Here is a 24,636-nt window from a genome sequence, read left to right as displayed (position 1 = left end):
TTCTTTCATCTGACCAATAAAAGAGTATTCCCATGCAGTATGAAAATCGCCGATCATCGGGCATCAAGGCGTCTCCCAGCATGGCCGTCTCCATGGCCGCCAGGAAACTGCGCGCCGAGGGCCGGGACATTGTGGATCTTTCTCTAGGGGAACCTGATTTTGAACCGCCCACCCACGTTCTGGATGCCGCCCATGCGGCGGTGAAAGCCGGCGGCGTGCGTTATGGTGCGGCCGCTGGCACGGAATCGCTTCGCAAGGCCATCATTGTCAAGTTCAGTCGCGACAACCAGCTTGAATTCAGCATCGATGAACTGACCGTGGCCAACGGTGCCAAGCAGATATTGTTCGACACGTTTCTGGCAACGCTGGAAGAAGGGGATGAAGTGATCATCCCCACGCCATGCTGGGTATCCTATGCTGATATTGTCGCGTTGCATGGCGGCAAGCCGGTCTTCGTGCCTTGCGGACCGGAAACTGGTTTCAAACTGACCGCGAGCCGGCTTGCAGCGGCAATCACGCCCAAATCCCGCTGGCTGATGCTCAATTCCCCATCCAATCCGACAGGCGCCATTTATAGCGAAGATGAATATGCGCAACTGGCCCATATTCTCGAAAAGCACGAGCGCATTCTCATTCTCTCCGATGAAATCTATGAGCATGTCCTGTTAAGCGAGGTGCCTTTCATCTCTTTCGGGACCGCATGTCCGCAGCTTCGCGAACGCACTCTCATTGTCAACGGTGTCTCCAAAACCTATGCCATGACGGGCTGGCGCGTCGGCTATGCCGCAGGACCCAAAGCACTTGTTGCCGCGATCAACAAGATGCAATCGCAAAGCGTGACCTCCGTATGCTCTATCGCGCAGGCGGCGGCACAGGCAGCCCTTGACGGTGATCAGGCCTTTGTTGCGCAGGCCGCAGAAATCTTCAGCCGCCGCGCCGATCTGGTGGCCGGCCATCTGGCGCAAATTACGGATATCGATTTCCTCAAGCCCGACGGCGCCTTTTATGCTTTCATCGGCGTCGAAAAGCTTTTCGGCCGCAAAACCGGTGCGGGCAATGTTCTTCAAACCGATACGGACGTAGCGAAATATCTGCTTGAGGAATTTGGCGTTTCCAGTGTGCCCGGTATTGCCTTTGGAGCCCCGGGCTTCATCCGCCTGTCGATTGCGGCTTCGGAAGAAGAACTGGTCAAAGCCTGCACGCGTCTCAGGGAAATGGTCGCTTCCCTGATGTGAGGCATCAAAAAAGCCGCAGCCAAGAGCTGCGGCTTCTGTCTTCAAGTCAAGGTTTCAGGCGGCCTGCTTGCGGGCATGATTGCCGATCAGAGCTTCAAGCATGCCTTCTTCTTCCCTGGTCAGATCGGAAAGAGGGGCACGAACCGGACCGGCAGCAAAGCCCTGCAGGCGAACGCCGGCTTTGACTGCGGCAACAGCATAGCCCTTACGACGGCTGCGGATCGCCATAAACGGGTAGAAGAACTCATTGAGGATGCGCTCGCAGCTTGCGCGTTCGCCTGCTCGCAATGCCTTGTAGAATTCCACCGCCAGGCCCGGAACAAAGTTGAAAACCGCCGAGGAATACGTGGTGAAGCCCGCGCCAAGATAAGCTTCGGCGAAGAGTTCCGCCGTTGGCATGCCGCCGAGATAGGTCAGCCGGTCGCCCATCTTTGCGGTAATCTGGCGAACCAGACCGATGTCGCCGACGCCATCCTTGAAACCGACGAGGTTAGGGCAGGCATCGCAAAGGCGGGCCAGCGTGTCAGCCTGAAGAACCGAATTGTCACGGTTATAGACCATGACGCCGATACCGATTGACTGACAGACGCGCTTGACATGCTCATAGAGCCCTTCCTGCGGGGCATCGATCAGATAATGGGGCAGAAGCAGGATTCCGTCGGCACCGGCTTTTTCTGCTGATTTCGCAATCTCGATGGCTACCTCGGTGCCATAGCCGCAACCAGAAACGATGGCCGTATTGCTGCCGCCCGCAGCCTCTTTGGCGGCTGAGACGATTGCCGGAATTTCGTCGGGTCGCAAGGAGAAAAACTCACCCGTACCTCCTGCTGCGAACAGCACGGGCGCGTCGAAACCCGAAAGCCATTCGACATGCGCCTTATAGCTTTCAGGCGCAAAATTCCCTTCCACATCAAAATGCGTGACCGGAAACGAGAGCAGGCCAGCGCCCAGTTTCTGTTTGATTAGTTGCGGTTCCATGTGTCGATCCCTTCTGGAAAACTACACATAGGACCTACCCGATTCAGATGATAAGTGTCAACAACTTATATTATAAGTTATGGCGCTCTCTGCAGAATGGCCCGATAGCGGGTCTGGCTGCCCTTCAAATGCCGGCGCATGGCATCACGCGCACCGTTCTCGTCACCGTTGAATATGGCCTCTATGATCTGCGCGTGTTCCCTATGCAAATGGGCGATATAATCACCGGGACTGGTGTCTGCACCCGACTGAAGTGCTGCACGGGGAATGACGCCACTGCCGATCATTGCCAGAAACTCGCGGAAGCGCGGATTGTTGGCGGCATCTGCAATGGCAAGATGCAGGGCAAAATCTGCCTCGCTCGTGGATTGACCGGATTCGAGGCAGGCCAGAACCTGCCTGTGACAATTGATGATGGCTTCTTCCTGTTGCGGCGAACGACGCAAGGCGGCAAGTCCCGCAGCCTCGACTTCCACTCCGGTGCGTAGTTCCAGGAGTTCTATGACGGAAGAAACGCGCTCATAGTCAAGGTTTTGGAAGGGAACTGTTTCAGGCGGCTGCGGCTCGAGCACAAAGACACCCGCACCTTGCCTTGCTTCCACCAGCCGGTCGGCCCGCAAGGCTGCGATTGCTTCGCGAATGACCGTGCGACTGACGCCAAAGGATTCAGTAAGCCGTGCTTCGCTCGGCAACTTCGTCCCGGGCGTTATTTCGCCCGACTGTATGGATCGCCGCAGCTGTTCACTCACTTTGGCGACAAGATTTCCAGTTGAACGGGATGTGTCCTTGTCTTTGTTCGTCACCGCAAACTTTCCTTGGTTGTGCTTCAATCGTGTAGCAATTCTGATTATGCAGAACAAGACTGCATATGAAAGTCGTATGACGTATTGACCGCCATCTTCAAATACATATTATGGTTTCATTAACTCATCAGAAATGGAAATGACAATGATTTTCAAGCCGCACGGATGCCATCTGATCGCCGGTGAATGGGTGGCGGGGGAGGCGACATTCGCCTCGACACCTGCGACGGGTTCATCGCATGAATTTGCGGTCGGCACGCCTGCTCTTGTGGCGCGCGCCTGCGAAGCGGCGGAAGATGCTTTCTGGACTTATGGTTACACAAGCCGCGAAGAGCGCGCTCAGTTCCTTGAGGCCATCGCCGACGAAATCGAAGCGCGCGCTGCCGCCATCACGGAAATCGGCACGCAGGAAACCGGCCTGCCGGCGGGCCGACTTGAAGGCGAGCGTGGGCGCACCACCGGCCAGCTCCGCCTTTTTGCCACCCATATCCGCAAGGGTGACTATCTGGATCGCCGCGTTGACGAGGCCCTGCCGGACCGAAAGCCAGCGCCACGCCCGGAAATCCGGCTGATGCAGCGTCCGATTGGCCCGGTTGCCGTTTTCGGCGCATCCAATTTTCCCCTCGCTTTCTCTACCGCCGGCGGTGACACGGCAGCCGCCCTTGCCGCAGGCTGCCCGGTCGTCGTGAAAGGCCACTCCGCCCATCCCGGGACCGGCGAGATCGTCGCCGAGGCCATTCATGCCGCCCTCATCAAGACCGGCATGCCCAAGGGCGTGTTCAGTCTCATTCAGGGTGGTGACCGCAAGGTCGGTGAAGCGCTGGTCACGCATCCGCTGATCAAGGCTGTCGGCTTTACCGGCTCGCTTGGCGGTGGCCGCGCTCTGTTCAATCTTTGCGCACAGCGCCCGGAACCGATTCCTTTCTTCGGCGAGCTTGGCTCGGTCAATCCGATGTTCCTGCTGCCGGAAGCCATGAAGACCCGCGCGCCGTCGCTGGGCGAAGGCTGGGCCGCGTCCTTGACCATGGGTGCCGGTCAGTTCTGCACCAATCCGGGCATCGCCGTGGTTATCGACGGATCGGACGCCGACAGCTTTGTGCAATCCACCCGCAGCGCTTTGGAAAAGGTCGCGCCGCAGGTCATGCTGACCGATGGCATTGCCAAGGCTTATCAGGATGGCAAAGCGCATTTCGACAGCCGCAACTCCGTCAAGCCTGTGCTGACGACGGAAAGCAAGGGCCGCGAAGCCTCGCCCAATCTCTATGAGACGACGGGGGACGCCTTCCTCGGCGATCACACCATCGGCGAGGAAGTGTTCGGCCCGCTCGGCGTTGTGGTCCGCGTCAAGTCGGTCGACGACATGGTGCATCTGGCCAAGGGTTTTGAAGGCCAGCTGACGGCAACCTTGCATATGGACAAGGACGATGCCGCTTCAGCCCGCAAGCTTCTGCCGGTTCTGGAACGCAAGGCCGGACGCGTTCTGGCCAACGGTTTCCCGACCGGTGTGGAAGTGGTCGATTCGATGGTGCATGGCGGGCCTTATCCGGCCAGCACGAATTTCGGCGCAACCAGCGTTGGAACCATGTCCATCCGCCGCTTTCTGCGCCCCGTCAGTTATCAGAACATTCCGGCTGATGTGCTGCCGGCAGATTTCGAGTGAAGCTTCCTTATCATTGTTGAAACCACATGCATCAGGCCGTATCGGCCTGATGCTTCCTCTTGTGGAATTATTCGCGGCCGGAACCGAGGGCATGTATGGAAAGAATATCGAACTTCGTTTCGCATCGATCCGGTTTCCAACGCTCTTCAGCCGATGGCTGGCGAGATTTTCAGTGCTCGAAGCGCATTGAGAATGACAGCGACATCGATCACCTCCTGTAGCAACGCACCCTGAACGGGTGACAGATAGCCGAACGCTGCTGCAATCATGGCGATCACTGAAAGGCCGATGCCTGCCACAACGCTTTCGACGGCGATGCGCCTTGATCGCTTCGCGATCTCTATGCCGGTCCGCAGCCTGCCTATTCTGTCGACGAGAAGAACGATGTCGGCGGCTTCGGCAGAGGCAGCCGCTCCCCTTGCACCCATCGCAACGCCGACATCCGCCGCGGCGAGCGCAGGTGCGTCGTTCACGCCGTCGCCGACCATCATCACGGGGCCATACTTGCGCTCGCTGAGAACGGTCAGCACCTTTTGATCGGGTGAAAGTTCGCAGTAGATGGCATCGAGCCCCAAACCCTTGGTGACGCGTCTGGCCACCGCAGCGCGATCGCCCGTCGCCAGCACAATGCGCCTCACACCATCCTTGCGTAAACCTTTTAGCGTAGAGGCCACATCGCCGCGCAAAGGGTCGGCCATGACTATATAGCCCGCAACAGCGCCGTCTATTGCGACTGCCACCAGCGCTGCTCCCGCTTCAGTGCCGGGAATTTCGACCAGCTTTGCGCCGGCTTGTCTTGCAACGAAGCTGTGCCCGCCGACGATGACACTTCTGCCATCGACCCGGCCAGCCACGCCGTCCCCCGCCAGTTCGCTAACGTCGGTCGGCAATACAAGATCTATACCGCGTTCCTGAGCGGCCAGTACAAGCGCCTGTGCCATCGGGTGTTTCGACACCTGGTCAAGGGAAGCAGCGAGCCGCAATATCTCGTCTTCACCGAATCCCGGCTCAAGGTGGATCGAGGTGATTTGCGGACGGCCATCAGTCAGCGTTCCGGTCTTGTCCAGCACCAGCGTAACGATGCGAGCCATATTCTCCAGCGGACCAGCACCCTTCACCAGCACCCCGAAATGAGCGGAACGCGATAGCCCGGCAACAAGCGCGACGGGCACCGCCAGAATGAGCGGGCATGGGGTGGCAACGACGAGAACGGCGACCGACCTTATCGGATCGCCCGTGAACCACCACGCTGCGAAGGCGATTACGATGGTTACGATCAGAAAACCGATAGACCACTGATCCGCCAGTCTCGACATCGGGGCTTTGGAAGCCTGTGCCTCTTCCACGAGGCGCACGATGCCCGCATAGGTGCTGTCCTTCGCTTCGTGTCTGGCAACGATATCGAAGGCATCGCCGGCATTGACCGATCCGCTCAGCACATCGGCCCCCTGGGCTAGCGAGATCGGAAGTGCTTCTCCCGTCAGTGCCGAGGTGTTTACGAAGGCCCTGTTGGAAGCGATACGCCCGTCGACGGGGATAACATCTCCCTGACGGATCAGGAGCCGGTCGCCCGGACGAACCGTGTCAACGGCAACATCCTCGAGACGATCATCAATATAACGCATTGTGGTTCGGGGCGCGCGGGACAGCAAGGCATGCATCTCACGGCGTGCCCGCCCTTCGGCAAAGCTCTCAAGGAAAGCTCCGCCGGTATACATGAGCGCGACAATCGAGGCCGCCAGCATTTCCCCAAATGCCAGAGCGGCCGACATGGACATCGCCGCGACGATATCCAGCCCGAACTCCCCTCGCCATAAACTCCTGAGAATTTCGGCGAGCAAAGTCGCCAGTACAGGCAGGGTGGCGATAGCCCAGATCAGCCGTGCACCGTAGGAGTAACCCGAAAAGTAAAAGCCCAGCCCGAGCACAAGTCCGCAGACGGCAAAGACCAGAAGGATTGTCTTCGATCGATCTTTCCCTGAAAACCGCATCTCCAAAGTCTCCCCAAGGACAGAAGGACCGATTGTAAAGCATTTTGGCGGTCTTGACGCTGACTATGATCAATCCTGTTCTTACACTCGCTGAAGCTTGGCAGAGATCATCAGGCCAAGCTGGCCGATGCTATCGTGATGCCCTTGCTCCGTCCCAAGTCAGTATCTGAATGCGGTCAGACAATCTGAAGGCCCATGATCGCCATTGTGGGACACTATGCGTTCGCCTGAGCCGCCTAGCTTAAGCCCACGTTCCCTGCGCTCGCGAGCAATATTTCTCTATTACGACGCGACTGAATTCTTTTCCATTTCGGCAGGAAAGACGCTTCGCGCTACCGTCGATGTCCTTGGCATTTCTCGGTGCTCGCGGCATAGCTGCGCCCAGAGTTGGGGCGCGCTTCAAGCCGGATGAATTGTTGCAACGGATGTCCAGGATGGTCATGCTGTGTTGACCGGGCGAAATGACGATGTTTATTATCGGAAAATTTGAACGCACAATAAGAGACGATAATGAAAATCTTCATCGCCGGTCTGGATACCGAAACGAACACTTTTTCGCCAATGCAGACAGGTTTCCAAGCTTTCACTGAAAACCTGATTGCTTATGGAGATGCCACTTCGAAGCCACTCAATTGCTGCTCATCGCAATTGTCTGTCTGGCGGGATGCCGCAGAAAGGAAAGGTTGGAGTGTCGTCGAAAGTCTTTGCGCAGTGGCCGAGCCTGGCGGCAGAACCACCCGCGCCGTTTACGAACATTTCCGCAAAACAATTCTTGATGATCTTCAGGCGGCAATGCCGGTGGACGCAGTCATGCTTGCGCTTCATGGTGCCTGCGTTGCGGACGGTTATGATGACGTCGAAGGAGACCTCATCTCCCATATACGTGGCCTTGTGGGCGCTCATGTTCCGATAGCTGTCGAGCTGGATCTGCATTGTCATATTACTGAGCGCATGATCGACAATGCAACGATGATCGTAACTTACAAGGAATATCCACACACCGATATTGAGATCGTAGCCCGTCAGCTCTTTGCGATACTGGAACGAACGCTCACGGGTGAAATCGAACCTGTCATGGCGGTCTATGACTGCCGCCTCATCAGCATCTTTCATCCGCACCGGCAACCGTTGCGCGGAGTTGTGGACCGGATGAAGGCGATGGAAGGGAACGACGGCGTACTGGCTGTCTCCTTCGGCCATGGTTTTCCATGGGGTGACGTTGCGGATGTGGGCGCGAAGATGCTCGTTGTCACCGACCAGGATCGGCAGAAGGCTGCTCACATCGCCGAAAGCTTCGGTCGAGAGATATACAGTGCACGGGAGCAAATGCGTGGCGCATACTTGTCCGTCGATGAGGCGCTGGACCGTGCATTGGAAGCGAAAAATGGTCCCGTTGTCTTGGCCGATGTTTCAGACAATGCTGGCGGGGGCGCCCCGGGCGATTCCACTTTTATTCTGCGGCGCATTATTGAACGCGGAATTGAAGACGTCGCCTCTTGTCTTTACTGGGACCCGATCGCCGTGCGGATGTGCCGGGAAGCGGGAGAAGGCGCCTCTCTCGCGTTGAGGATTGGGGGCAAGGTCGGCGAAGTGTCGGGTGCGCCGCTGGATCTCACGGTCACGGTCCGGCGGATTGCTTCGGACATTACGCAACGGTTTGGCCCCACGCCGCTGGGCATCGGCGAGGCCGTCTGGGTCAGCGCGGGGAGTATCGATATCGTGTTGAATACCATCCGCACGCAGACATTTCACCCCGAATGCATGACAGGGCTCGGACTTGATCCCTCGAAAAAGAAGATTGTCGTGGTGAAATCGAGCAACCATTTCCGGGCTGGTTTCGAACCTATTGCGGGCGAGATACTCTATGTTGGCGCTCCCGGTGCGCTACAACCACGTTTCGAAGATTTGCCTTTCACAAAACTGGAAAAACCATACTGGCCGAGAGTTGCGGATCCGCTGGCTCAGTAGGGCATCATGTTGCTTTACGGCGAGATGTAAATTACGCGCTCATGTCAGTGACGCGATATACCTCTTGAAAACAGAGTTGATCGGGATGCCACTCGAATTTGAGATCAAGCGAATGGAAAACTTCGGATGAATGATGCGAAATCCAGCCTCGGCGACATCCTGAGAGACATCCGAAGCCGCAACCATTGGACCCTGGCTGAAGTAAGCGCGATGACCGGGCTTGCAGTATCGACCCTTTCGAAGGTTGAGAACAACCAGATGCAGCTTACATATGACCGGCTTATCCAGCTTGCTCAGGGCATTGGTGTCGATATTGCAGAGCTTTTTGGCGCTGTGGCCACCCCGGATGAACTTTCAAATGTGATGGGCCGGCGTACATTCACAAAGTCCGGCGACGGCCGTTCGATCATCACGCAGAACTACGACTATCTCTATATTTGCACGGAGATCTACAAGAAGGCGATGGTCCCGATCCTCGCTGTGGCGCACGCTCGAACACTTGAGGAATTTGGGCCGCTCATCCGGCACAAGGGCGAGGAATTCATCTATGTGCTTGAGGGTGAACTGGAACTCCACTCAGAAATTTATGCACCTCTTCGTCTCAAGAAAGGCGATTCCGCCTATTTTGATGCGATGACTGGACACGGTTATCTAAGCGTGAGCGAAGAGCCCGCCCAGATCCTGTGTGTCTGTTCAACGCCGGAAACGGAACTGGTTTCTACGCTGGTCAATACGCAAACCATCAAATTCAAAGCGGATTGACGTCTTCGATAAGGCTTGAATCTCATCGGCATCTTAGGGAAATTATTTTCTTATAAGAAAATAATTTGATTGCCTCTCCGGGCTGTGCAAATCTGGTTCCATGACTTTCGGGTACAGTGGAACAAACTGGCAGGCACGGGGCTTGCAGTCAGATTGCCGGAGATAACTTTGACTGAACCAGCAGTGGCAATTGAAACATTCAACCGTCCTTATCCCGTCGACATTCAGACACCTTACGTGGAAATCGACGAAGACCGGCTGATACGCAACCTGAAGGAGATGCAGCAAAAGGCGGACAAAGCCGGGGTGCGGCTGCGGCCTCACATCAAGACCCACAAGAGCCTCATGATTGCCAACCGCCAGCTTCAGCTTGGCGCAATTGGCGTCACTGCTTCCAAGCCGGATGAAGCGCTGGTCTTTGTCGAGGGCGGCATTCCCTCCGTAACCCTCGCTTATCCCATCGTGAGACCGGATTCGATCGGTCGCCTGATACGCAGTGCGCAGATTCGAGATACCGAGCTTATGTTTATCGCCGCTCACGAGATCGGCATTCAGGCGATTGGGGCTGCCGCAGAAGCACATGATGTAAAGCTTGGCGTTTTTCTGAAAGTCGATGTCGGTCTCGGGCGCGTCGGCGTCAAGCCGCAGGACCCCGCCGCCGTTGTGCTGGCTCAAAAGATAGCACAACACCCTTATCTTGCATTCGCAGGCCTTTTTTCCCATGCAGGCCATGCCTATGGCAGCAAGTCCGCCGAAGAACTGGCAAATATTGCCAATGCGGAAGCGCAGGCCCTCCTCCACCTCGCAGAACAGTTGAAGGAGGTGGGCGTCGAAGTCCCCGCAATATCCGTGGGGTCGACACCGACTTGCCTCGGCGCGCCTATTCCGTCCGGGATAACGGAGATACGGCCGGGAAACTACGCCTTCCTTGACCGGACCGCGCTTCGCCTTGGCATAGCATCGGGTGATAACATCGCGCTTTCCATCATTGCCACCGTTGTTGCCCACAACGACCATCATTTCATTATCGATGCAGGTTCCAAATCCCTTTCATCCGACCTTGGTGCACACGGCTCTGGTGGCGGCGGCTTTGGGCTGGCCGTCAGTGTGTGGGGTGACACGTCAGAGATGTGGGAAATTGAACGCCTTTCTGAAGAACATGGGTTCGTTCGTTTCAGTGACACCCCGCCCCCTGTCGGCAGTCGTGTTCGCATATTTCCCAATCATTCCTGTGCAGTTATCGCCCAATTCGACCAGGTCGCCCTGCGACAACCGGACGGAAGAACACGAACCTTGTCGACCGAGGCCCGAGGCCATCAGACCTGATGCGGTGACGCCTGCGCTTTGGCTTTATCTGGAATTAAGGAAAGAGGACTGAACATGACGAAAGAAGTTGAATGGGCACGTATGACCGCACCGGACCTGCGCGAGATTGCAGGCAAGCCGGGTGCCCTTGCTATTCTGCCTGTGGGATCGCTTGAGCAGCACGGCCCTCATCTGCCGGTCATTACTGACACGACGAGCGCTTCGGCAGCCGCCATCCGCGCCGCGCGTCTCGTAGCTGAGGAGATTCCCGTCGCTGTCCTCCCCGGCCAATGGCTTGGCATGAGCGAACACCACCTGCCGTTTGGCGGCACTATCACGCTTGATTACGATACTTTCAGCCGTGTCATCCGATGCATAGCCAGATCATTGAAAACACTTGGGTTTTCACGTCTCCTGATTGTCAATGGACATGGCGGCAATATCGATCCGCTTTCGGTCGCTGTCCGCGAACTGGCTGTTGAATTTGCGATGCCAATCGTGGCCACCACACCGTGGATGCTGGCAGGCGACGAAGCACGAAAAATCTTCGAGGTAGATAATGGACCCCATCATGCCTGTGAGGGGGAAGCTTCCGTCATGCTTGCCATTGTCGGTGATGCCGTGAGGACGGACAAGTTCGGACAGGCATTCGGCAATCAGCAGCATCCTGTCGACGTACCGGCAGACGTTTCGCGCTTCTATTCCTTTGCCGAGCGTGCGCCGGTTACCGGAACATGGGGAGATCCGCGCAGCGCCACGGCCGAAAAGGGAGAGCGTTTCCTCGATCTTCATGCAAGGGAACTCGTGAAACTGATCCGTAATGATGTGCTCTGGACCAAACCGGATTCCGTTTGGACACCTGGACGCGGCCTCGCGACAACAGAAGGGCGAGCCGACTAACTTGCTGGGCAAACGGCAACTCGAAAAGAAAACACGATTGTGGGAACAAAAATGAAAATGAAGTCGAAAACAACACGCAAAACTCTGCTGTCACTGTTGGCGGCGGCAGCATTGTCCAGCGTAGCGCTAGCCCCGGCAATGGCAAAGACGCTGGTCTATTGTTCCGAGGGCGCACCGGAAGGCTTCGATGCCGCGCTCTACACGACAAACAGCACATGGGACGCTTCTGCCGAAACGATCTACGACCGGCTGACTGAGTTCGAAAGCGGCACGACCAACGTCGTTCCCGGCCTCGCAGAAAGCTGGACCATCTCTGACGACAATCTCGAATATACGTTGAAGTTGCGGCAGGGGGTGAAGTTCCATTCGACCGACAGCTTCACGCCAACCCGTGAATTCAACGCGGACGACGTTCTGTTCACCTATAATCGCCAGCTCGACAAGCAGCACCCGTGGAACAATTATTTCGTCGGCGCAGGTTGGGAAATGTTCAACGCCATGGACATGCCGGTGATTATAAAGAAAGTGGTCAAAGTCGATGACCATACCGTCAAGTTCGTTCTCAACCAGCCGGATGCATCCCTTCTGGCGAAGCTCGCCCTTAACTTCGGCTCGATCATGTCGGCAGAATATGCCGAGCAATTGGCGAAGGCCGGGCAGCGCGAGGATCTCGACCGCAAGCCGGTGGGCACTGGTCCGTTTCGTTTTGTGGATTATCAGACCAATGCAGCAATCCGTTTTGCTGCCAATGCAGACTATTGGGGCGGTGCGCCCAAAGTTGACAACCTGATCTTCGTGATCACGACGGACCCCGCCACCCGTATGCAGAAGCTTCAGGCAGGTGAGTGCCATATCGCAGCCTATCCCGCGCCGGCGGATGTCGCACGGCTGAAAGCCGATCCAAACCTTACTGTTATGGAACAGCCGGGACTGAACGTGGCTTATCTCGCCATGAACACGCTGGACGCTCCATTCGACAAGGTGGAAGTACGCCGCGCCCTGAACATGGCCATTGACAGAAAGGCAATTGTGGAAGCTGTCTATCAGGGCATGGGACAGGTTGCTCAAAGCGTCCTGCCACCCAGTATGTGGGGCTATAATGGTGATATAAAGGGGTATAGCTACGACCCTGATGGAGCAAAGAAGCTCCTCGACGATGCGGGCGTCAAAGACCTCAAGATGAAAATCTGGGCGATGCCGGTCAGCCGGCCTTATATGCCAAATGCGCGGCGTGCGGCTGAGCTTATGCAGGCGGATCTCGCCAAGATCGGCGTCGGTGTGGAGATCGTCTCCTACGAATGGGGTGAATATCTCAAGAAGGCTCGTGACAAGGATCGTGACGGGGCGGTGGTGCTCGGAGGCACCAGCGATAATGGTGACCCTGACAATCTGCTCAGCTATTTCTTCAGTTGCTCCGGCGTCGGTGGAAGCAACAACGCCAATTGGTGCTACAAGCCGCTGGAAGATATTCTGCAGAAGGCGAGAGTGAGCTCTAACAAGGATGAGCGAACCAGGCTCTATCAGGAGGCACAGGCAATCGCCATCTATCAAGCCCCATGGGTTCCACTTGCGCATTCAACGGTCGTATTGCCGATGTCCAAGAACGTGAAGAATTACGTTATGGAGCCACTCGGGTCGCACCGCTTCGAGAAGGTCGACATCGCGGAATAAACAATGCACCACTTGCCGACGCTGGCTTTACAGCGTCGGCAACAATTGGATTCTGCTATTTATTGGCTGCGCAGACGTTCAAGCATGCAGGCGATCACTCGGTTTGCACAAAAAGCACAGTTCTGTATGCACGGGTGCCGTTGTTCCGGCAAAAAGCACTGCTCCTGAATATGGCATCACAATGTCGCTGCCGTCGGCGCGTTTCCCGATGACTTCCCCTTTTTCAACTTTTTCGCCAGCCGCAAACTGCTTCAGCAAGTGATCATCTTCGTGATCGGCCAGAATAGCATCGCTGATTTCAAGCACCGATGACGGGTGCACCATGGCTGGCTGTGCGGAGATCAGGCCGAGCGACGCCATTCCGTTGACGACACAATCATAACCGACTTGTGGTCCGTTGGGATCGAGATGCTGACCGCATTCGACAGTCACGCCGTAGCCCCCCGCAAACCGCATATATTCAGTGGTGCCGATGGCATGCAGGGACGACAGTCCTTCGGTGACGCCCGCTTCACGTTTCTGCTCAAGTGCCTTTTCGTGCGCTGGAAGCCAACCATGGATAATGATTGGAAGGCCAAGCGCCTTGGCGAGCTTTTCTTCCGCCTCCTGATGCGCGAAAGGTTCGAGCGTTCCGTTGTTGTTGCGTGGCCCCATGAGAGCAAGCGGTGGACCTTCTGAACTGAAGGAATGAAGATCGATCAGCACGTCGTGGGCGCGCAGCAACGGACAGATGACATTGGCCACGCGGTCTTCGTTATCCTGGGGGATAGCGGCTTCGGAAAGATTGCGGTTGAAATTGCGATCGCCGAAGCGGGTATCGTTACGAAAGGCAAGTCCATTCACAACCGGCACAAAGGTCACCGTGCCGCATTCCAGGCCCCTTTGTCCGGTGCGGAACTCGTGGATCAGGCGTGTGATGGCGTGGGGGCCGCATGGTTCGTTACCATGGACAGAACCGGTCACAATAAGGCGCGGACCGGGCTTCAGGCCATGGAATGTAACTGTCTCTATAGCGGTGGGCGGGGTTGTCACCCGGGGTTCGAGGGTCATTTGCGCCCCGTCGACCGATGCGATATCGATAACCATTCCGGGGCGCACCCGGCGCGCCAGTTCCGTCAGATGTTCGTGGGCAACGACGACACAGCCAGATGTACCGCTGAAATCGGGGCGGGCCGCATGTATGAAAATTGCAGAACCGCCGCGTGCATCGGGCAGGGCATCATTCCATCCGACAGGGATAATCAGATCGAAGAGCCGCTCACCCCGACGGGAGGCTTGGGTTTCATCAGTTTCAAAAACCAGCTGGTTGTAAAAGGGACTGTCTGGATCTTCCACCCAGCGGTAGTTTTCGGGCTTGGGCAAAAAGGGGAAATCGAAACTGCGTGGTTCATCACCAAAAACCGCAGGATCGTAAAAGCCATAACGCAAAGGATAGCGACCGCGGGGTGTTTTTCCATCACCTTCGCGCTTCAGGTGCGGCTCCACCAACCCATTGCGGCCTACCGCGCATTTGACAGTCCACTCGTCAATAGTAAGCAGGCCGATATGCGGGTTCTGCTGGTCTTGGCCGGTACGAACGACAATTGTAGGCTGTTCAAGCGTTCCGACCAAAAATGGATTCTGACTCATGATCTTAGCCTTGTTTTAACAAGTGACAACGGGCTCGGTGGAAGGAACTGCCGGCGAGTTGGTGAAAACGGGAATATCGCCAGAGCGGCAAAAGAATGGCAATGGACAACGAGGATGGAAGGCACAACCTTGCGGAGGGTCGACAGGCGAGGGAGCCTCGCATCTCATGCGGTGCTTGCTGACAGTTGGAGCCAGAAGATCAGGTATCGAAGCGATCAATGGTTGAGTGCGTCAACTGTTCCTGTCGCCAACAGCCCTTCAGCCCATCCGGAAAGGCCTGATCTTCTCTGAAGACAAGAGAAATCATCCAGTTTGCGGATGACTGCCTTATCATAGCCAACCTGTTTCAAGAATGCTGCGCAGCGGCGTTTACGAAGGCGTCAAATAGCCGGCTGCCGGGATGCTCGGCAGTACCAAATAATTCAGGATGCCACTGTACTCCCATCGCAAATGATTGTGAGGGAATTTCAATCGCTTCGATTACGCCGTCGGATCCGCGAGCGGTGACAGTTACCTCCTTGGAAATATCAACAAGTGCTTCGCGATGGAACGTATTCACGTTAAATTTGTCCACCTGCAATATTCCAGCCATTTTTGTTCCCGCCGAAACAGCAACTTCATGCAGAAGATCAGCTTGATCGTGATTGATTGCATTCGGCAGGCTCGCGTGGACGTCCGAAACCATCCGACAGCCGTTCAGACAACCCAGCATCTGCATCCCATTACAGATGCCCAGTACAGGCTTATCCCTGGCAAGAAATCCCTTCATCAGGGCGACTTCCACTTCAAGACGATCAGAAAATGGGAAAGCAGACCGATCCCCTTCCACGTACCAGGAATCGGGAAATTTTATTCGAGCACCGATGCTTAAGAAGCCGTCGAATTCCTGGGTAACCCGATCCACTATATCTGAGAGGTAGGGTATGCCGTATGGAACGCCGCCAGCCCGGTGTATGGCTGCAAAATAATGTTTCGAAATGTCGTACCGATCTCCACCGGCACTGGTGTTTTCTCCCATTATTACTGCAATGGCGGGCTTGGGATTCCCGCTTTTACGTTGATTGTTCAATTTCAGCACCATCATGTTGTTATCGGGATTAAAGCCGCGCAAACTTTATATTGCCTTCGCGGTAGTCGGGGATGCCAAGTTAGGACATTCTCTCTGATAGAGCTCGGTTATTTTCTGTCTTGTCCGGATCAAACGGGATGCTGGGCCATCCAACAGATATTCGGCCGCCTGTGGGCGGCTATTGTAATTGGAGGACATCGATGCTCCGTAAGCTCCTGCGTCGTGAAACACCAGATAGTCACCGACATGAGCCGGTGGCAATTCTCTCATTTCCACGGTGCCATCTTGTTGTTGTGTAAAAACATCTCCTGATTCACACAGGGGCCCGGCAATGACAGTCGGGCGCGAAGCTTCAGTCTTCCGGGCCCTACTATTAGCCGACAAAACTGAAATATGGTGATAACTGCCGTAGAGAGCCGGACGCATCAGGTCGTTGAAGCCCGCATCGACCAGAGTGAAATGATTGTCGCCCATCTGTTTGGTGGCACGCACCTCCGCCACGAGAACCGCCGACTGTGCTACCAGAAAACGACCGGGCTCAATCTCAAGACGCACCGAATGGCCTAGTTTTTTCTCTGCCTGCCGGCGGGTCTGGTCCCAAAGATTGAAATAGTGTGCGACGTCGATGTCCTGGTCCCCATTCTTGTAGGGCACAGAAAGACCCCCACCAGCAGATATCGCCTCAAAATCGTGGTCCACCGATGAAATTATATCGGTCATGGCTTGGCAGACGCGCTCAAGGTGGCGATAGTCGACGCCTGAACCGATATGAAGGTGGAAGCCTACCAGATGGAGACGGTAACGCTCTAACAAGGTAATCGCTTGGGCAAGTTGTCCATGCCAGATGCCGTGTTTGCTGTTTTCTCCGCCGGTGTTGGTCTTCTTGCTGTGACCGTGCCCGAAGCCTGGATTGATACGCAGCCACACACGATGACCAGGTGATCTTTCGCCCAATTGGTGCAGCATGTCCAAAGAGCCTGCATTGACTTCAATCTTCTCCCGCACAACATAATCGAGGGTATCACGGTCAAAAAGATCGGCAGTGAAAACGATGCCCGCGGCGCCGGTGGCTGTAGCGGCTGCTGAAAATCCCGCCTGTTGCGCTCGTTTTATTTCACCGTGAGATACCGCATCAACGTGCACGCCAGCCTCGCGCATGAGCGACAGAATATTGACGTTGGAACATGCCTTCTGCGCAAATCTGACAATATCGAAAGGGGCAAGACGATCAATCTGCCGACGAATTACATCAGCATTATAGATCCATAACGGCGTCGCATATTGGGCAGCCAGCTCGCACAACGTGTCTTGAGGGAATTCACTCTTCATTTTATCACTTTCAGATGGAATATCAGATACGGTCGGTGAGAGTGACCGAGTGAGACAGCGCTTTTCGCTCGCCTTCACCGATGGAGGTTGGATGCGATGTACCCGTCGAAGGTTACGTCTACCGGGCCCGTCAGCATGAAAGTCTCGCCATCAAAAACTTCGACTTCAAGCTGACCACCGGGCGCATAGACTGTAACCTTGTCGCTCGATATGAGACCGGCCCGTCTTGCGGCGAGGACAGCGGCACACGCGCCGCTGCCGCAGGCTTGCGTGAGGATGCCTGGACGTTCATAGACGACGAGCCGGATCGAATCTGGGCCGGTAACTTCGGCCACGCCGATATTTGCCTGCTCGGGAAGATAGCCACTTTTTTGAACGGGATCGGCAAGCGCGGCAATGTCGAGCCCACCCAGGTTTTGAACAAAATAAACGAGGTGGGGATTGCCAATATTGATTGCGATTGGGCTAACCAGCGGTCCGCTCTCCAATTGGGCACCCGCAGATTCGAGGGAACCCGCCAGAGGAATTTCGGGCCAGTCCCATTTGGCGTTACCAATACTGAGGCTAACCTTGTGATCGCCGGCCCGTTTCGCCCGGATCGGCCCACCGAGTGTCTCGATGACAGCTTCGTCTCGCTCTGTCTCTTCCATAATCAACCAGGCTGCGCAACGGGTAGCGTTCAGACATGTTTCCGCTTCTTGTCCATCAATATTGTAGATGCGAAGCCGAACGGAAGCCTCAGGTGATTCAGGCGCTTCGAAAACCAGTAGCTGATCGCCGCCGATACCGACGTGGCGGTTGCAGACCCACTGGATATAGTCGGAAGATTTCCGAAATGGGGTACTGCGACCGTCAATGACGACGAAGTCGTTGCCAAGCCCGTTGCATTTGATGAAGTATTGTTTGCCTTCGTCTGACCGTGGAATAGCGAGCCGGAACGACGTCATTGTATCTACTTCACTCTTTCCATTTATTGGAGGAACGATCCGTCGTCTTCTTGACCACCGACAGGTTGTTTTGCGACCGTCCAGTGTCCCCATTTTTCGGTAAGGCTAACAGAGCATGACATGCCGTCAAATTCCTATTAATCATGATAATAGTCATTTATGATATGTTGTGAAAATCGTCGTGGAGGGGGACCATGCAACTGACGCACCGGCAGTTGGAAATATTTCAGTCATTGATGCAGACTCTCAATGTGACCGAAACTGCCAAGCAATTGAACTCGTCCCAGCCAACAATCAGCCGTGAGTTGAAAGCGCTCGAAGCTGACCTTGGTTTTACGCTTTTTCAACGCGAAAAACGTCGTCTTGAGATGACGCCACAGGCGGTAGCGCTCAATGTGATTGTGCAACGCTCATTTGTCAGCCTCGCCGAGATTGCCCGGACAGCACGTGCCATCCGCGGCGAAAGGCTCCAACGCGTGACTGTGGCGTGTCTGCCAGCATTCGCCCACGCGCTTATGCCACAGGTGGTTCACAACTTTCGCAGCATCTATCCCGATGCTTCTCTCAAAATTCATTCGCTGGAGGAAACCGCATTAACACGTGATCTCCTCAGCAAGTTTTTCGATCTTGGAGTCGTCGAAGGTAACGTCGCAGGCAACACGAACTCCATTATCAATCTCTACGCAGGGGATTTGCTGTGCATCATGCCGCGCAATCACACCCTGGCACAACACGACGTGCTTGAGATGGCTCATTTCGATCGTCATGATCTCATCTATTATTCCGAAGAAGATTCCTATCGCCGCCAGATCGACGCGCAGTTCGATGCAGCAGGCATTGCGCGTAATCTGGTCGTAGAAACAACGACGGCAACCTCGATCGGCACAATGGTTGCCGCCGGAATTGGGGTCTCGATTATTAATCCACTAAGTGCGCTGGCTTTCGAAAGCGCGGGGGTTGTTCTCCGGCCGCTCGCCCAACCCATCCCTTATTACCTGAATATATGGCAACCGGACCCTTTGCGTAGAAGCCAGCTAGGAGAGCGTTTCATCGAGACCATCGTTAACACGATGAATTCAACTGTTGACGCCCTTATCGCGCGAAATCTGTGCGCTCCACGGTCGAATTGAACAACAGCGGAAAACATATCCTGCTTGAATGAAACTATCATCAAACGATATTTTCCAAGTTTTGTTCATGAAGATATAGTCTACACCCGGCTTGCATCGTATAGGAGACCTGTATCTAAGATGAAAATTGGAATAGGTGGCTTTCAGCACGAGACCAATACTTTCGCACCCGGTACAACAGGTTGGGCCGAGTTCAACACGCCCGGAGGGTGGCCTCCACTGACATTGGGAGCCGCTATCCCCGAAGTCACGAGGGGACGCAATCTGCCTATTGCGGGCATGATAGACGAGGCAATTTCACAGAACGTCGAATTCCACCCGCTTGTCTGGTGTCAGGCCGAGCCGGGTGGAACCGTCGAGCGGCTGGCATATGAGCAAGTGGTCGCCCTTTTTCTTGATGCGATTGCATCGAAAGGGCCTTTCGACGGACTATTACTGGATCTCCATGGAGCGATGGTCGTCGAAGACATAGGAGATGGAGAAGGCGACTTCTTGCGTCGTATCCGCGAGGCTGTCGGGCCTGAAGCCCCTATCGCCTGTAGTCTCGACCTTCACGCCAATATCAGCCCGGAAATGGTAGGCCACAGTGATTTCATGTCCGCCTACCGCACTTATCCTCACGTCGACATGAGAGAAACAGGACGGCGGACAGCACAGGTTTTATTCAACATGTGCAGAAGTGGCACGCGTTTTGCCAAGGCGCTGGTTCAAACGCCCTACCTCATTCCCATTCCATCTCAATGTACATTGGCTGAGCCGACATCCTCGATTTATACCCGGCTGGAGCAAATCGAGCGCGAGCATCGTTTGCATCTCAGTTTTGCGCCTGGGTTTCCGCCCTCCGATACCTTGGATTGCGGTCCGGCGATAGTTGGATACGGCAGGGAAGAAGCCCCCGATCTCGACCGGCATATGCAGTCGCTTGCCGATTGCATCCTGAAGGCAGAAACAGACTACGCCAGAGACCGCGTATTCAATGAAGGAGAAGGTGTCAGTCTGGCGCTGGAAGTGGCGCGTTCAACGACAAGGCCGGTAATTCTCGTCGATACACAAGACAATCCCGGCGCCGGTGGTACGGGTGACAGCACCGGCCTGATCCGCCAACTCTTGGAGCAGAGGGCAGGAGATGCAATCGTCGCTTTTGTTTTCGATCCCCAAGCCGCAGAGATTGCACACCGGCAGGGGACTGGTGCCCGGTTCAAGACGGAAATTGGCGGGCGTTCAGGGCCGGATGGCATTACGCCACTCAAAGCAGAGTTCGAGGTCCTTGCTCTGGGAAACGGAAAATTCAATGGAACTGGTGAATTCTATGCGGGGAGCGCAATTGACATTGGTTTGACGGCTTTGCTCCGAATTTCCGGTACCGGTGTTTCTGTAATCGTGGGCAGCAGGCGGTCGCAGGCAGGAACACAGGCCATATTCTTTCATCTCGGCATAGATCCAAAAAGGGTAGGAATCATCACCCTTAAAAGCTCGGTACACTTCAGGGCAGACTTCCAGTCGATAGCCGAGCGAATTATTGTGATAAAGAGTGCGGGATTTAATACGGCCGATCCATCTGAACTACCGTATCGTAAAATCCGGCCCGACCGGCGTCTTTGTCCCGAACCATCGTCCATAATCTCAACACCGTAAGGATTAATCCATAACACCTGAAATGAACCAGTTCTCGGTGTTATGAAAATCGATCAGTTCCGGTTAAATCGGAATCGCGGAAATGCTCTTGCGGTGAAATTTGCATTCACCGAACCACATATTTTGCCAAGTTATCGTATCGCCGTCTTGAGACAGCACAAGCTGAGCTACCTTATCGTCTTTGCCCCACCAGCGTTCCGGAGCCTTCAGCGAACGCAAGGGATATGTACCGGCAGTATCGGCTTCCATGAGGCAATATTGGTAGTCCGGCAAGAGCTCAAGCGAAGTCGTCAAACAGCCGTTGCGGGCTTCGATCCGCAAAGCACCCATCGGTCCGCCTTCAAAAACGCCGGCAATGGAAGCATCAACTGGAGCCGGCTTCATATTGCGCCAAATGGATTTGCGATATTGTGATTGCCTTCCCGCCAAGGAAGAAACCGCTTGCCCATAAATTGTCGCAACCGCTTCTGCCTCACCACGATCGAGCGCCACGGCAAGATCGGCAGCTGCATTGCGGAAATCTTCAATCTCTGTGCCGCTTGCATTGATGGAAATGAAGATTCCGAACCCGCTATCGGGCACCAGACGAGTGAGAGAAAGTACACCGCCAATAGCGCCGGTATGATCCACAACAGTTAAATCGTTACCGCTGCCTATGCGCCAACCGAGGCCGTAGCCAAGGAAAGTGTTCTCCGGGGTGGTTCGGGAATGAATGCGCTTTAGTTCTGCAAGCCTGGCCGCTGGCAGAACCGCGGCGCCATTTGGATGAGCGTTCAGATTGAACAACAACCACTGGGCGGCGTCATTGGGGCTTTGTGAAACCGACCCCGCTCCGATGAGGTTGGAAAGCTTTTCCAAGGCGACAGGTAGCATTGCATCGCCATTTCGCACATGCGGTCGAGCGAAACGCGGATCGGTTTCCAGATCGGGCCGATCAGCGGATGCCGTGGTCATTCCAAGGGGCTCGAATATATATGCCGCTGACGCATCGGCAAATGTCTTGTCGCTCACCCGGTTACATACTTCGGCAGCGACGGTGAAATGGAGATTTGAATAGGAATATCGATCGCGAAAAGGGGCGATCATTGGAACACCCCCAGCGCCGTTGACCACTTCTTCAAAAGACAGGATGGAGCCGTACTCTACAGCGGTTGCCTGGCCTATGCCCGTCCGATTGGAACACAGGTCCCGCAACGTTACCTGTTCGGAAATAACCTGGGGACCAAATGCAAATTTCGGCCATATCTCCTGGATCGGCCGATCCCAGTCCAGCTTTCCTTGTTCCGACAGGACCGCGCATAAAGTGGTCGTAAAAGCCTTTGAACAGGATGCAACGGCAAACAGGCTATCCGCCGTGACGTTGCGCTCGGTGCCCGCCTCCAGAACGCCGATGCCGCCCGTATAGAGAACCTTTCCCTGGCGAACGATGGACAGTCCTATGCCGGGAATACTAAGCGGCCCGCTTTGTTCGCGCAAAAACGTTAGCAGGCGATCAACGAGAGTATCATCGGAGATGCGGGTCATAGGTATCCAATCCGTTCAAAGCCGATCGAAGCTCGATCATGTTTTTAAATGGCCAGTGAAGCTGCGGCGCAGTGCAAAATCTTTCCAGTCTTGAAGCTCGTCAAGCTTCCGCGGGCACTTCGCTAAGCTTGACGCCTGGAAAATGGCAAGCGGCATGATGCAGACCGACATCCCCGGAAAGTACTGGTTCGTCGGTTCGGCAAATATCCCGTGCGCAGGGGCATCGAGTGTTGAAACGGCAGCCCTTGGGCAGGTTCATCGGGCTGGGTATTTCACCCTTCAAAAGCGGGCGGGCCCTGTTGCGCTGGTGCGGATCAGCACGGGGCACGGCGGAAATCAGGAACTGCGTATAAGGGTGCTGCGGATTGTTGAAGATTTCTTCCGTCGTACCCACTTCAACCAGACGCCCAAGAAACATGACACCGACACGGTCGGCGAATTGTCGTACGACACTCAGGTCATGCGTAATAAATAAGTATGTAAGCTGTAGTTGTTCTTGCAAGTCTCGAAGGAGATTAAGAACCTGGGCCTGGATCGAGACATCCAAGGCAGAAACAGCTTCATCGCAGACAATGAATTCCGGATTGTTGGCGAGCGCACGTGCAATACCGATGCGTTGGCGCTGCCCCCCGCTGAACTGGTGCGGATAGTGATTGATCAGATGCGGACGCAGACCGACCATATTGAGGAGCTCTTTACAACGCGTCTCAATTTGCTGGCTGGTACCGAAATTGTGCGCGCGCAACGGCTCGGCCAGAATATCCCTCACCCGCATTCGCGGGTTCAATGATGCGTAAGGGTCCTGAAACACAATCTGGATCTGTTTGCGCAGTTCGCGCATTCGTGCTTCGTCAAGCGCATAAATATCCTGGCCTTTAAAGCTTACCGTACCGCTACTGCGCTCCAGAAGCCGCAAGATGACGCGTCCAAGAGTAGACTTGCCGCAACCGGATTCTCCGACCAGTGCGAAGGTCTCCCGCTCATAGATTTCCAGCGAAACGTCATCGACTGCGCGAACCACTTTCTCGTCAAACGAAAACAATCCCTTGCCGAGCCGGAAGTGCTTGCTCAGTTTTTCGGTGGAAATGAGAACCTTGTTCATAGAGAGGCTCCTGCTTTGTCATGCAGCCAGCAGCGTGCTTTGTGCCCATTCTCCAATAGGTTCAGATCAGGCGCCTTAAAGCTGCAAACGGACATGGCATCACTGCAACGGGGATTGAAACGGCAGCCACCAGGAAGTCTGGCCAGATTGGGCACCATACCGTTGATGCTCTTCAGACGCGTACCGTCCGGCTTCTCGTTGGCCTTCGGTATCGAGGCCAGCAGGCCACGGGTGTAAGGATGAGATGCACGATCGAAAACATCGTATACATTGGCCTGCTCGATGATCTGACCCGCATACATCACATTCACTTCGTCACACATTTCGGCGATGATGCCCAGATCATGAGTGATCATGATGATGGCAGTGCCGACGCGGTCGCGCAGTTCCATGATGAGACGCAGTATCTGCGCCTGCGTCGTGACGTCCAACGCTGTTGTCGGCTCATCAGCAATCAGCAATTTGGGTTCACAGATCAATCCCATGGCTATCATTGCCCGCTGGCGTAGGCCGCCCGATAATTCATGCGGGTAGGCGTCCAGGCGGGCTTTCGCTTCGGGAATGCCAACCATCTCAAACATTTGCCGGACTTTGTCGCGAACGTCGCGTTTAGAAAAATTGCCATGAATCTGCAGCGGTTCACCCACTTGCTGCGCCATGGTTATGACCGGGTTGAACGAAGTCATCGGCTCTTGGAAGACCATCGACATGTCGCGGCCTCGTTTCGAGCGGAGTTGATCTTTGGTGAGGGTTGTCAATTCCACGCCATCCAGCATGATACTGTCAGCGCTAACGGTCGCGGGGGGTGATGGAACCAGCCCCATCAGGGACAAAGCCGTCATGCTTTTGCCGGAGCCGGACTCTCCCACCAAACCGACAATCCGGCCCTGCCCGACATCAAAAGATACATTGTCGAGGATGCGGACTGTTCCGCGATGTGACTTGAATTCAGTGCGCAGGTTGCGCACTCTCAACAGAGGCCTTTGATCGGTCATATC

At 55.3% G+C, this 24,636-nt stretch carries 20 protein-coding genes; 9 read left to right on the top strand and 11 right to left on the bottom strand.

From position 1 onward, the window contains the following. Positions 1-32 precede the first annotated feature (32 nt). Entirely contained in the window at positions 33-1,235 is a 1,203-nt protein-coding gene (locus JNC63_RS11890) for a pyridoxal phosphate-dependent aminotransferase (protein ID WP_006469607.1), read from the top strand. A 54-nt stretch (positions 1,236-1,289) separates the two neighbouring features. Here the strand turns inward: JNC63_RS11890 and kdgD are convergent, their stop codons facing one another. Together kdgD and JNC63_RS11880 are read right to left on the bottom strand one after the other, a co-directional pair. Beyond that, positions 1,290-2,213 carry a 5-dehydro-4-deoxyglucarate dehydratase gene (gene kdgD, locus JNC63_RS11885; RefSeq protein ID WP_006469608.1) on the bottom strand — a complete coding sequence of 308 codons (924 nt, stop codon included), beginning with the start codon at positions 2,211-2,213 and terminating at the stop codon, positions 1,290-1,292. A 77-nt stretch (positions 2,214-2,290) separates the two neighbouring features. Continuing rightward, positions 2,291-3,016: a FadR/GntR family transcriptional regulator gene (locus tag JNC63_RS11880; protein ID WP_006470766.1), complete on the bottom strand. Its 726-nt coding sequence runs from the start codon at positions 3,014-3,016 to the stop codon at positions 2,291-2,293. A 145-nt stretch (positions 3,017-3,161) separates the two neighbouring features. On the opposite strand from JNC63_RS11880, the gene JNC63_RS11875 reads away from it, so the two are divergent. Beyond that, positions 3,162-4,676 carry an aldehyde dehydrogenase (NADP(+)) gene (locus tag JNC63_RS11875; protein ID WP_006470765.1) on the top strand — a complete coding sequence of 505 codons (1,515 nt, stop codon included), beginning with the start codon at positions 3,162-3,164 and terminating at the stop codon, positions 4,674-4,676. Between the two features lie 146 nt (positions 4,677-4,822). Here the strand turns inward: JNC63_RS11875 and JNC63_RS11870 are convergent, their stop codons facing one another. After that, entirely contained in the window at positions 4,823-6,667 is a 1,845-nt protein-coding gene (locus JNC63_RS11870; protein ID WP_006470764.1) for a heavy metal translocating P-type ATPase, read from the bottom strand. 510 nt (positions 6,668-7,177) lie between these two features. Here JNC63_RS11870 and JNC63_RS11865 point away from each other — a divergent pair. The 5 genes from JNC63_RS11865 (at position 7,178) to JNC63_RS11845 (ending at position 13,273) form a co-directional block, all read left to right on the top strand. Continuing rightward, entirely contained in the window at positions 7,178-8,635 is a 1,458-nt protein-coding gene (locus tag JNC63_RS11865) for a M81 family metallopeptidase (RefSeq protein ID WP_006469613.1), read from the top strand. Between the two features lie 126 nt (positions 8,636-8,761). After that, positions 8,762-9,397 carry a helix-turn-helix domain-containing protein gene (locus tag JNC63_RS11860; protein WP_006469614.1) on the top strand — a complete coding sequence of 212 codons (636 nt, stop codon included), beginning with the start codon at positions 8,762-8,764 and terminating at the stop codon, positions 9,395-9,397. 168 nt (positions 9,398-9,565) lie between these two features. Next, positions 9,566-10,723, top strand: a complete 1,158-nt coding sequence (locus JNC63_RS11855; RefSeq protein ID WP_039853400.1) for an alanine racemase — start codon at positions 9,566-9,568, stop codon at positions 10,721-10,723. Positions 10,724-10,777: 54 nt separating this feature from the next. Next, positions 10,778-11,602, top strand: coding sequence for a creatininase family protein (locus JNC63_RS11850; protein WP_006470762.1), 825 nt, complete (start codon positions 10,778-10,780; stop codon positions 11,600-11,602). A 57-nt stretch (positions 11,603-11,659) separates the two neighbouring features. Next, positions 11,660-13,273: an ABC transporter substrate-binding protein gene (locus JNC63_RS11845; RefSeq protein WP_063621279.1), complete on the top strand. Its 1,614-nt coding sequence runs from the start codon at positions 11,660-11,662 to the stop codon at positions 13,271-13,273. A 78-nt stretch (positions 13,274-13,351) separates the two neighbouring features. Here JNC63_RS11845 and JNC63_RS11840 read toward each other — a convergent pair whose 3' ends face one another. The 5 genes from JNC63_RS11840 to dapF all read right to left on the bottom strand — a co-directional run bounded on the left by JNC63_RS11840 (position 13,352) and on the right by dapF (position 18,247). Then, complete coding sequence (locus tag JNC63_RS11840; protein WP_063621214.1) at positions 13,352-14,902, bottom strand: L,D-transpeptidase family protein; 1,551 nt, start codon at positions 14,900-14,902, stop codon at positions 13,352-13,354. Between the two features lie 15 nt (positions 14,903-14,917). After that, the gene (locus JNC63_RS11835; RefSeq protein WP_075041748.1) at positions 14,918-15,121 is read right to left on the bottom strand and encodes a hypothetical protein; all 204 of its coding nucleotides are present in this window, start codon (positions 15,119-15,121) and stop codon (positions 14,918-14,920) included. Between the two features lie 127 nt (positions 15,122-15,248). Further along, the gene (locus JNC63_RS11830) at positions 15,249-15,986 is read right to left on the bottom strand and encodes a gamma-glutamyl-gamma-aminobutyrate hydrolase family protein (RefSeq protein WP_235691685.1); all 738 of its coding nucleotides are present in this window, start codon (positions 15,984-15,986) and stop codon (positions 15,249-15,251) included. Between the two features lie 30 nt (positions 15,987-16,016). Beyond that, complete coding sequence (gene lysA, locus JNC63_RS11825) at positions 16,017-17,300, bottom strand: diaminopimelate decarboxylase (RefSeq protein ID WP_006470760.1); 1,284 nt, start codon at positions 17,298-17,300, stop codon at positions 16,017-16,019. Positions 17,301-17,374: 74 nt separating this feature from the next. Continuing rightward, positions 17,375-18,247, bottom strand: a complete 873-nt coding sequence (gene dapF / locus JNC63_RS11820) for a diaminopimelate epimerase (RefSeq protein ID WP_006470759.1) — start codon at positions 18,245-18,247, stop codon at positions 17,375-17,377. 194 nt (positions 18,248-18,441) lie between these two features. Here dapF and JNC63_RS11815 point away from each other — a divergent pair, with 194 nt between their 5' ends. After that, positions 18,442-19,377, top strand: a complete 936-nt coding sequence (locus JNC63_RS11815) for a LysR substrate-binding domain-containing protein (protein WP_006469623.1) — start codon at positions 18,442-18,444, stop codon at positions 19,375-19,377. A 24-nt stretch (positions 19,378-19,401) separates the two neighbouring features. After that, positions 19,402-21,012, top strand: a complete 1,611-nt coding sequence (locus JNC63_RS11810; protein WP_006469624.1) for a M81 family metallopeptidase — start codon at positions 19,402-19,404, stop codon at positions 21,010-21,012. A 63-nt stretch (positions 21,013-21,075) separates the two neighbouring features. Here the strand turns inward: JNC63_RS11810 and JNC63_RS11805 are convergent, their stop codons facing one another. The 3 genes from JNC63_RS11805 to JNC63_RS11795 all read right to left on the bottom strand — a co-directional run bounded on the left by JNC63_RS11805 (position 21,076) and on the right by JNC63_RS11795 (position 24,633). Next, the gene (locus JNC63_RS11805) at positions 21,076-22,536 is read right to left on the bottom strand and encodes a serine hydrolase domain-containing protein (RefSeq protein WP_006469625.1); all 1,461 of its coding nucleotides are present in this window, start codon (positions 22,534-22,536) and stop codon (positions 21,076-21,078) included. Positions 22,537-22,636: 100 nt separating this feature from the next. Further along, positions 22,637-23,638 (bottom strand): ABC transporter ATP-binding protein, encoded by a 1,002-nt coding sequence (locus tag JNC63_RS11800; protein WP_006470757.1) that lies wholly within the window; start codon positions 23,636-23,638, stop codon positions 22,637-22,639. After that, on the bottom strand, positions 23,635-24,633 hold the full coding sequence (locus JNC63_RS11795) for an ABC transporter ATP-binding protein (protein WP_006469627.1): 999 nt from the start codon (positions 24,631-24,633) through the stop codon (positions 23,635-23,637). The genes JNC63_RS11800 and JNC63_RS11795 overlap by 4 nt, the downstream gene beginning before the upstream one ends. Positions 24,634-24,636: the final 3 nt, after the last annotated feature.

Source organism: Brucella ciceri (genome assembly GCF_041930145.1).
GTDB lineage: Bacteria > Pseudomonadota > Alphaproteobacteria > Rhizobiales > Rhizobiaceae > Brucella > Brucella intermedia.
This window is presented reverse-complemented; position numbering and strand designations above follow the sequence as displayed.